Here is a 9,888-nt window from a genome sequence, read left to right as displayed (position 1 = left end):
CCTTGAGGAGAATGGTCAGACCGTGACGCCCTGTTTCTTCGGCACCTCCGAGCGACAGCTCTTTGGCATCCACCACCCCGCGCAGGGCGCCGAGCGCTCCACCGGGGTGGTGCTCTGCTATCCCGCCGCGCAGGAGTACATGTTGACGCACTGGGCCTTCCGGAAGCTGGCCGGGATGCTCGCGCGCGAGGGCTTCCACGTCTTCCGCTTCGACTACTACGGCACGGGGGACTCGGCCGGCGAGTCCCACGAGGGCCGCGTGGCCACGTGGGTCCAGGACATCCGCAACGCCGTCAACGAGCTGCAGGACGTGACGGGCGTGCAGCGCGTGGCGCTCGTGGGCCTGCGGCTGGGCGCGGCGCTCGCGGTGCGCGCCGCGATGGAAGGACTGTCCACCGCCGCGCTCGTGCTCTGGGAGCCCCTGGTGGAGGGCGAGGCCTGGCTCCAGGAGCTGGAGCTGCTCCAGGCGCGCCGGGACACCCGCACCCTCTACCCCCGGCCCGAAAGCCCGCTGGAGGTGCGCGAGGAGCTGCTCGGCTTCCCGTTCCCCCGCGCCCTGCACGACGACATCCTCGCGCTGGACCTGGCCGCGCTGCCCGCGTGGCCCTCGACGCGCACGCACCTGGTGGTCAGCGCGCAGAAGCCCGAGTACCAGCGGCTCCAGGAGCACCTGGAGAAGACGGGCCTGCCCTTCCAGCACCACCTGGTGCCCGAGGAGGGCGCGGGCGGTCAGGAGTCCTCGCTCCTGTCCAACCGCATCCTGCAGACCATCACCACGCTCCTGAAGGAGGCCGCGTGATGCGCGAGCGCATCTGTACCTTCGGCCCCGAGCAGAGCCTCGTGGGCATCCTCACGGAACCGGATCCGGCGAAGGTCCTGCCGGAAGCGCCCGTGGTGGTGCTGTCCAACGTAGGCCTCAACCACCACGTGGGCCCGTACCGGGTGTGGGTGGAGCTGGCGCGCCAGTTGGCGGGCCGCGGGTTCACCACGCTGCGCTTTGATTTGTCCGGCCTGGGAGACAGCCGCCCCCGCCGCGAGGGCGGCGCCGACGAGTTCCAGCGCGCCCGCGAGGAGACACGCGCGGCGCTCGACTACCTGGAGCAGAAGAAGGGCCAGAAGCGCTTCGTGCTCATGGGCCTGTGCTCCGGCGTGGACAGCGCGCACGCGGTGACGGTGGCGGATCCGCGAGTGGTGGGCGCGGCCTTCATCGACGGCTACACCTACCGCACGCTGGGCTACCACCTGCGCTTCCACCTGCGCTACCTGAGCCCCCGCCGGTGGACGCGCTTCCTGCGCAAGCGCAAGCTGCCCGCCCAACTGCGCGAGGCCGGCGAGGCCGACGAGGTCTACACGCGCGAGTACCCGGAGCGCTCGCAGCTGACGCAGGACTACAAGCACCTGCTGGAGCGCGGCGTCAGCCTGTGCTTCGTGTTCTCCGGAGGCATGGGGCTGTCCTTCAACCACGAGGGCCAGTTCTACGAGATGCTCTCGCCGCTGAAGCTGGAGGGCCGCGTCACCTACGCCTTCTATCCGCGCGCGGACCACCTCTTCTCCGTGCCGGAGGACCGCGCGGAGCTCCTGCGCAAGCTCACCGCCTGGGCCGTGGGCACGGTGCCGCCGCGAGCACTGGCGGGCTGACGACCGGCTGCCCGCTCAGCAGGCGGGGACGCGGCTGAAGGCCGGGGGTGCGTCAAGCGCTTGTTTCCCACCCGACGGTCGCCACCTTCGAAGCACACACGTTCTTCGAAGGAGCGCCACCCATGAAGCTCCCCCTGATGGCAGCACTGGCAGCACTCGCCTTCTCCGGCCAGGCGTTCGCGCAGAGCCACACCGACCACGAAACGCCGCCCATGCAGGAGCCGTCCACGGACGCTCCCCAGGACAGCGCGGAGCGCTGGGACAAGGCCACGGGCGGCTCGGGGTCCTCGGGCGTCCTGGCCCCGGATGACGACAGCGTCGTGGACCCGGACCGCGTCGATGAAGGCGTGGGCGGCTCCGGCTCCACCGAGCAGGGGAGCAACAGCACCAGCGATCACTCGTCCTCCGCGAAGCCGGGCACCCCGAACGCCGGCACCCCGGGCAACAAGGGGGCGAAGATGGAAGTGACGCCGCCGGCCTGGGACCAGAACAAGAAGATGGGCAGCCCTGTCAGCCCCACCACGGGCACCCCGCCGGTGGAAGGCAGCGCGGGCAACTGACGCGAAGCCTCGCTGAATCCAGAGATGGCATCAGCCCGCCCGCGTCGTGACCACCGGGCGGGTCGTGTTTTAGGTTCAGGCCCCATGAGCCAACGTCGGGCCCTGGTCCTCGCGGGAAGACTCCTGCTGCTCGTCGCCATCCTGGTCCTGGCGGGCAAGATTAGCATGACTCGTCCCCTGCCCCGGCCAGAGGTCTATGTGCCCGTGCGCGACGCCGCCCGCGAACTCCCCGTCCACCGCGAGGACTGGAGCGGCCGGCACTGCCTGGGAATCATGGGTTCGGATCAGTGGCAGCGATACGGGTCGCTCCCGAGCGCCCCCCCGGACGCCATGTCCCAGGAAGAAGCCATCCACCCCAAGTCGCTCGCGGACTGTGACCTGTACGTGGTCCGGGTGACGGAGGTGCACGCGTGGAGCGCGACCTTCTCGCGGCCCCCTCGCGTGCCACTGACCGTGGACCAAGTCATCCTCGGTGAGCTGCAGCCCCGGCCCTTCCCTGCCGTCTTCAGCGAGCCGCTCGGGGACCACCTCTGCGGCAATGCCGCCATGGAGGAGGCCGAACAACGGGCCCGGGAGCCGATCCCTGGCCCCATGCTCGGTGAGCGGTTCATCCTCGCGAGAGGATGGTGCCGGGGACGCGACTGGTTCGAGGTGAGTTCCCGGAATCGCTGGCCCGTCACGGACACGATGCGGGCAGACCTTACGGCCACACTGAAGCAGGCGCGCGAGGAGAATGCTGACTTCGACACGCGCATCGAGGCGCGGCGGAAGGAGGACCTGGCCGCCCAGACCGACGCCTTCGGCCTGTGTGACGTGAAGCAGGGAGACTTGGCGCGCGTCCAGGCCCTGCTCGAAGGGGGCGCGCGCGAACGCGGGCGAGTCCGGAATGGGTGATTCCGTCCTGTCCCGGGCCGTGGAGCGGAAGGACGCGCCCAGGGTCGCGTTCCTCATGCGCCACATGCCCCGGAACACCGAGGCCCCCTGGGCGCTGATGCTCGCGATGAAGAACCTCAAACTCCTTCGCACGATGCTTGAGGGTGGCCTCTCCTGGAAGGGACCTCAGGACGTCGACGGCGCGGTGGAGCATGCGGCTTCCCAGGGCGCCTGCGACGCGCTGGCGATACTGCGCCAGGCGGTGCCTCTCCCAATGCCACGATGTGGCAAGACAAACAAACATTGCTCCATGCCGCGATCCCTGTCGCGCCAGGGGTTGCGGTGCGCCCCCATCTTGATGGAGGCAGGAGCCCATGCGGAGGTCTCCACCCGGGAAGGCTGGACACGGTTGGACCATGCCGTCGGTCAGGGCGACTCGCCCGAAGCGGAGCGCGCCATCCGGGCCCTGGAGGAGAACGGTGCGCGTGTGGACTACGAGACGCCCGAGAAACAGCCCCTGCGCCAGGCAGCCCGGCACGCCTCTCGAATGGTGGCGCTGCTGCTGAGCGTGGGGGCCTGCTGAACAGGCCTTGCATCGCAAGACAGCGTAGTGCCAAAGAGCAAGCATCGTCTTCCCGTAGGTTCCCGCAGCCTGCCGCCGACCGAGGCGGTGACGACCGCCAACATCTACGAGACACATGGTCTCTTTTCACTCATCGACTCCATACCCGCAGTGCGGATATTCTTAGACGCCAAGCACCTGCGTCCTGGAGATTTATACGATGGAAAGCCTCGCTCTGAGAAAGGACCAACTCCATCGCCTTCGGTCCATGATGAGCGTAAGGACGAAGTCCACTTCTGCGCTCTCGTCCTCGGTTCCCGAGTAATGCTCGTGCACCGACTCGGCTCTGAAATTTGTTAGAGGCTACTAGCTTTAGGGCTCTCGCCAAGCGAGCCTTGGGCAGGTATCTTACCCACCAAGTCTCAAACGGCCTAGCATCCACGAACGCCCCTAGTCCAGCAGAAATTAAACCAATGACAATCCAACATACGGATGCATTTGCCTTTATCGACTGGGACACAGCTCGGCGATGCCAATGGCTTCCAGCGTTTCAAAGAGCCCGGATCAAAAAACAAGGCGTACAAGCACAGCTTGCCGAAGTAACTGCCGTTGTTGCAGCCGCACTGCGACGCATGCGTGTCGGCCGCATCAAGGCCCATCTCAGAATTTATCACGGATGGCATCAAGGGAACCAACCCACTGCGGATCACCGCGCGCTAATCGGCCTACCACAAATACAATCTGTCTTCGATGGTGTCTTAGTTGCGCCTCCAACGATAAGCGATCGACTCGCATGCGGAGGAAGACATTCCCAACTCAGAGATACTCTCAGGCGACGCGATGATAGCGCTGATTTTGAGCAAAAGATGGTAGACACAGCGATTGCAGCTGATCTTCTCTATCTCTCACGCAGCCGCACCGCCCAAAGCAATTCCGACTTCCTCATCTTAAGCGAAGATGACGACATGATTCCTCCTGTAGTTGTCGCGTCGCACTGGGGCCTGTCGTGTAAGATTCTGAGAACTCGCGGCCCCAATCGATGCATGCCCAATTCAGCAGAACTTCTTCTTCCTTTGGAACAGGCCGACACATGACAGGTTCAAACACACTCGAACTCGCGCTTGCCCCGTTTGCAGACCCAGCAACAGAAGTGAGAGTCCTGTCCATCAGCCAGACCACGGAGATGTTCTCATTTGTACGAAAAGGCGGTGAGTTTTCAGGAAGGGCTATTCACCAAGACGGTGAAATCTGGATTGAGCACAAAGGCCAACAAAAACAGCGCCTAGCTTCATTTCTTGCCTCCGCAGACATGGCAAATCTTGACGATCTTGCTCGAGTGCAAGGACGAATTTACGACCGAGAACAACCAATCTCAGAGTGGGTTGCCGGACCGGCACTAGTAGAGCAAACTCAGCATGAAAATTCTCTTAGCGCCCTTGAGGAAGTCGCAGCAAGAATGCCAGACCGGACTCGCATTGTTGTTCTCGATGGCCCGGCCGGAATGGGAAAAACAACGCTAGTCAAGAAACTAGCATCACAGCAGGCGCGAGATTTCATCGAACGCCGAAGAACAAGCTTGATGCTAATCGTAAGCAGCCGAGGGCGGCGCCTGTCTCGCCTAAATGACGCCATCGCCGCAACCCTACAAGACCTCCGCGTGGGTATTTTCTATCCAGAAGTACCAATTCTCGTCAAACACGGACTCCTCACCCTTGTCATTGATGGTTTTGACGAACTAGTAAATCAAGACGGCTACGACGACGCATGGTACAGCTTAACTGAATTACTAGACAGCATTGCAGGCGGAGGAGTGCTAATCCTTTCGTCTCGCGACACTTTCTTTTCGGATCAAGAGTTCATTCTTCGCGCACAGAGACAGGACGCGCTCTGGCAGGGACGAATAGACTTCTCATTTGTTCATTTGCAACCATGGCTGCGCCCCCAAGTAAGGGAGTTTTTCCGACTGCAAGGCGTCCCTGAGGAGAAGGCCGAGGTTGCGCTGGATTTTTTCAGCGACACGAGAGCATCGGCTTTGGTTCGACCGTTCTTTGCGCATCGCTTAGCCGCTGAGATTCGCAATAGCCAGAATGTTGAGCCGGATCGATTGCTGTTCCTGATTACTGAAGGTTTTTTAACACGCGAAGCAGAACTGCTGCTCAAAGACCATCCTTCCGGCCGGGAAGTACTGCGTAGGTTCTTCCAAGAACTTGCCTTGGAAATGCGCCAACAAGAACGAGAGGTGTTGGATCTGGACGTGATCCAGTTTTTTCTAGATGCAGTGCTGGAGGAGGCTGGGATTCCGCACGAGCAGCGAAAGCAACTGGTGCACAGAGCGGGAGCAGTAGCCTTTCTGGATATTCCGGAAGGAAATCGGCAACGACGAGGATTCCCACATCAAATCATAAGAGACTTCTTCTTTTCCGAATATCTTCTATCCGCACTCACTACTGATTGGCGCCGCCTTGAGGCAGCTCTTCAACTCGGAGTTCTTGGCCTCGACTTGGCTGACATTATTGCTGAGATTGCAGGTTCATTGCGCACGCCCGTTGAGCGCGCCAGAATCCAGGCACTCTTTAGCTTGGCAAAATCTCTTCCACCTGCGGATCCTGCCGCATTAAATGCCGCATCACTAGGTTTTGCTCTACTTCGAACGAGAACTACAGGAGATGCTTCTCGAATACTGGCCGATGGGCTGTATCTTGGAAACGTAAGCCTTGTAGGCGCCGAAGTGCCATTGCTTGAACTATCTGGATGCAGCGTTGGATTCCTTGACCTTTCAGACTCAAATGCGACGAACATTCAAACAAAAAACACCACAGTAATGCGACTACGAGTTAGCGCGAGCACCATCCTAGGAACTGAATGGCATAGCATCCCCAGCGCTGTTGAGTATTTTGATGGCGATTACGGAAAAGGACTCTCCACCAATCGTCAGCCCGATGAGATTCAGTCAATACTCTCAAGCCTTGGCGCAGATCAGATTGAGACCAAGAGCAAGAGGCATGCATCGGCGGGTGAGGCGCTACTTGATGCCTTGGCGCGGCGATGGGTGCGACGATTCTATCTCTGGCCCGATGATCTTGACGACGAGCCAGCCTTCTCAGATCCATTGTGGCCGCGCCTGCGCTCGATTCTTGAAAAGCATGACAGGCTGGTGGCTAAATTCCAGCCGACTAGCGGGCCGCGAAGAGAGTTGCTCCACTTGAAGGACCCAAACTCACTACTTCGTCGGCGCCACCCGGATCCCGCGCAACAGCTCGTAATTGATGAAATTTGGACCGCTGCCAAGTCGCTTTAAAATTGCATCTGCTTGATGAAGGCAGAGAAGACTGGCAGCAATATGCAAGCAGCGAGGTAGTTACTGGGCACTTATGATTGCAGGGGCCATCGGCGCACCAGCGCTTGGGAGCATGAAGGAATCGCCCTGCCCGACAGAAACTTCAATTGCGCTGGGCGGGGTTCGTGGAGGTGAAACCCGTCCATACCCATTGTGGGGGACAGACCCCCGGGCCTTCCGACCGCTAAGTCCTTGCATGGACCGGTTGGAAGGAGGCCCGTGGGATGAACCTTACCGCGCACGAACAGGGGCTCGTGCTCGAGCTGACCCGGGCACTCTCCAGCTCACTGGATTTGACCGAGGTACTGGCCCGAGCTCAGGGAGCCCTCGCGCGACTCCTGCCCTGCGACTACGCGGCGCTGTGTGTGTCCAGGCCGGAGCGGCCCGGGGACTACGAGTGGATGGGGCTGGGGGCCCCGGGCATCCTCTTCACGCACTACCCGGAGCTGGCCACGGACCTGGTGTCGCGCAAGGAATTGAAGCGCAATCTCCTGTACCTGCGCTGCCGGGAGATGGGACTGCCCCTGGAGCACGTGCTGGCGGTGCTCCTGGACTTGAGCGAGGGCTGGCACGGCGGCTTCACGCTGTACCGGGAGCACGCCCTGCCCTTCTCCGAACGGGAGCAGGCCCTGCTGGAGGACCTGACGCCCTACCTGGCGAACACGGTGCGCAACTGCCGGATGTTCGGGCACGAGGCGACGCGGGGAGACCTGCTGGACGCCCTCTTCCGCCACCAGGGCGCCGAGTGCGTCGTGATGGATCCACCCGAGCACGAGAAGCTGAGGACCCCGGGGGCGACGGAGCTCTTGCGGCGCTGGTTCCCGGAGGAGCTGAAGGCGGATGACTCGCGGCTGCCCCAGGAGCTGCGCGAGCACCTGACGCGTCTCCAGGCCCTGGGAACGAAGCGGGCCCCGGGCATGGACACGTGGACACGCTCCGGGGCGAAGCACGACCTGAAGGTGACGTTCGTGGAGCTGCCGGAGCAGCGCGGTCACCAGCCATGGGTGCTGGTGTTGCAGGAGTGCTCGCGGGCCATCCCCATGCCGGAGCCCTGGCGCCAGAAGCTCTCCAGGCGTGAAGTCGAAGTGGTCCAGGGGGTCCTCAGCAACTGGACGAACGAGCTCATCGCCGAGGACCTGGGCCTGACGCTCAACACGGTGAAGACGCACCTGCGCAACATCTTCCCCAAGCTGGGCATCGAGAGCCGCATGGACCTCCTCTACCAGGCCGCCTGGGGGCAGAAGCCGGGGTGAGGAGGTCCGGGCGCGCGCTCAGGGCTCCCGGAAGAACTTCGGGAACAGGGTGCGCGTGGTGCGTGCGGAGAGGAGCAGCGCGGCCTGCTCCTCCGGGGACGTGAGCGTGCGCAGCTCCGACTCCAGGTCCGCCACATGGTCGCCGTCCGCGGCGCCGTGGCCGCGCAGGAAGAGGACGGCCTTGTGGATGTTGGGGATGCCGCTCTCCGCGATGAGCTGGTCCACGGAGCCGGGGGCCCGGTTCACGGACAGGTACTCCAGCACGTAGGCCGTGCCCAGGAACGCGGTGGGCACGCCCGACTGCGTGGTGAAGCGGTTCCACTCCACGTAGGCGCGCACGGCGGGGCAGATGGGCGCGCGCTCCACACGCTCCTCGGTCCAGCCCAGGGCCTTCAGGTCCTTGAGCAACCACTGCTCATGGCCCTTCTCCTCGCGCGCCTTCTGGAACAGCAGGTCCGCGAGCGCGGCGTTCTTCCCCTCGCGCTTCGTGCGCTCGCCGGACTCGGTGAAGAACCCCTCGCTCCACCGCACGTACTGGTACGTCTGGATGAGGTAGTGGACGTAGTCGTCCTGGCGGATGCGCCCCTCGAAGAGGCGCCGGACGCCCGGCGTCGTGTCCAGCTCCCGCACGAGCATCCGCGCCTCGTGCCGCAGGGAGTCCAGCCAGTCCATCTTCGCCGTCTGCTCATGCCTGGGCTGCTTGCACATACACGTCTCCTGACAGGGGCCCGTGAAGGCCCGGTGGGTGTTGCGTTGAGGGTGAAGGGGGAAGAAAGGAGCGCGCCGGCCTGGGGTCAGGCGGCGTCGGCGTCCAGCGAGTCGAAGAGGTTCAGCGTCCGCTGCGGAATGGCATCCAGCGCGGCGACGAGCGGCACGGTGAAGCGGTTGAAGGCGGGATCGAAGTGCGGCGGCGCGATGAAGCGCGCGCCCATCTTGTCCGCGAACAGCGACACCACGGGCGGCATGCGCAGGGCGTCGAGTCCACCCTCACGGGCCTGGGCACGCTCCTCCGCGGTGAGCCGGGCGGCCAGGGGCTCCACGGGTGGCGAGGGAAACTCCCGGGTCCGCACGCGGAAGCTGTCGCTCAACCAGCCCCGGCGCGCGGCGGCCAGGAAGTAGAGGTCCGCCTCCTCCTGGCTGTCCGTCTCCATGTTCGCGGCGGCGATCCAGTGCGTGACGCCACGACGGCGGCTCTCGCGGTACAGGCCGGCCTGGAGACGCAGCACGGCGGAGTTCCGGTAGCTCCGGGTGACGCAGTAGCGCGTGGTCTCCGCGAACACGCGGCCCGGCGCGACGAGCTCCGACAGGTCGAGCTTCTTCTCGATGTCCAGGCCCACGACCGTGTCCGCGAAGGCCGCCACCTCCGCGTTGGGCGTCAGCAGCCGGGCGGTGGCCACCGGCTCCTCGCCCGCGTAGACGACGACGTGGGAGGTGGTGCGGAGCGTGTCGAAGCAGTCCGCTTCGCGCGGGGCCCGGGGCCGCTTGGGCCCCAGCATCCGCATCTCCTCGCCAAAAACCCGGTAACGGATGCGGAGCGCGTCATCCAGTTCGCGCTGCGCTGTGGCGACACGGCAACTCAATGAAGACATGGCGGGTCTCGCTTCCACTGTGCTTGCCGGACTTGTGTGTCCGGCCCCGACCTTTCATTCGTCGCTGCTCGGCCGA

10 protein-coding genes are annotated in these 9,888 nt (G+C 63.7%); 8 read left to right on the top strand and 2 right to left on the bottom strand.

The features are described 5' to 3' along the window. The first annotated feature begins 22 nt into the window (after nt 1–22). From D7X30_RS18655 to D7X30_RS18625, 8 genes are all read left to right on the top strand, one after another. Complete coding sequence (locus D7X30_RS18655; protein ID WP_120564296.1) at nt 23–799, top strand: alpha/beta fold hydrolase; 777 nt, start codon at nt 23–25, stop codon at nt 797–799. Next, the gene (locus D7X30_RS18650) at nt 799–1,638 is read left to right on the top strand and encodes an alpha/beta fold hydrolase (RefSeq protein ID WP_120564295.1); all 840 of its coding nucleotides are present in this window, start codon (nt 799–801) and stop codon (nt 1,636–1,638) included. The genes D7X30_RS18655 and D7X30_RS18650 overlap by 1 nt, the downstream gene beginning before the upstream one ends. Before the next feature lie 122 nt (nt 1,639–1,760). Next, complete coding sequence (locus D7X30_RS18645) at nt 1,761–2,198, top strand: hypothetical protein (protein ID WP_120564294.1); 438 nt, start codon at nt 1,761–1,763, stop codon at nt 2,196–2,198. Nucleotides 2,199–2,282: 84 nt separating this feature from the next. After that, nucleotides 2,283–3,092 (top strand): hypothetical protein, encoded by an 810-nt coding sequence (locus D7X30_RS18640; RefSeq protein ID WP_120564293.1) that lies wholly within the window; start codon nt 2,283–2,285, stop codon nt 3,090–3,092. Nucleotides 3,093–3,147: 55 nt separating this feature from the next. Continuing rightward, nucleotides 3,148–3,654, top strand: coding sequence for a hypothetical protein (locus tag D7X30_RS18635; protein WP_147443238.1), 507 nt, complete (start codon nt 3,148–3,150; stop codon nt 3,652–3,654). Nucleotides 3,655–4,106: 452 nt separating this feature from the next. Then, nucleotides 4,107–4,727, top strand: coding sequence for a hypothetical protein (locus D7X30_RS41975; RefSeq protein WP_158619291.1), 621 nt, complete (start codon nt 4,107–4,109; stop codon nt 4,725–4,727). Continuing rightward, a complete protein-coding gene (locus tag D7X30_RS18630) occupies nt 4,724–6,931 on the top strand; it encodes an NACHT domain-containing NTPase (protein WP_158619290.1) in 2,208 nt (735 codons plus the stop codon). Before D7X30_RS41975 ends, D7X30_RS18630 begins: the two co-directional genes overlap by 4 nt. A 263-nt stretch (nt 6,932–7,194) precedes the next feature. Then, nucleotides 7,195–8,223, top strand: coding sequence for a LuxR C-terminal-related transcriptional regulator (locus D7X30_RS18625; RefSeq protein WP_120564291.1), 1,029 nt, complete (start codon nt 7,195–7,197; stop codon nt 8,221–8,223). Nucleotides 8,224–8,241: 18 nt separating this feature from the next. Here D7X30_RS18625 and D7X30_RS18620 read toward each other — a convergent pair whose 3' ends face one another. Together D7X30_RS18620 and D7X30_RS18615 are read right to left on the bottom strand one after the other, a co-directional pair. After that, complete coding sequence (locus tag D7X30_RS18620) at nt 8,242–8,931, bottom strand: iron-containing redox enzyme family protein (RefSeq protein ID WP_120564290.1); 690 nt, start codon at nt 8,929–8,931, stop codon at nt 8,242–8,244. An 86-nt stretch (nt 8,932–9,017) separates the two neighbouring features. Further along, nucleotides 9,018–9,812 (bottom strand): GNAT family N-acetyltransferase, encoded by a 795-nt coding sequence (locus D7X30_RS18615; protein WP_120564289.1) that lies wholly within the window; start codon nt 9,810–9,812, stop codon nt 9,018–9,020. Nucleotides 9,813–9,888: the final 76 nt, after the last annotated feature.

The organism is Corallococcus sp. AB011P, from assembly GCF_003611605.1.
GTDB lineage: Bacteria > Myxococcota > Myxococcia > Myxococcales > Myxococcaceae > Corallococcus > Corallococcus coralloides.
This window is presented reverse-complemented; position numbering and strand designations above follow the sequence as displayed.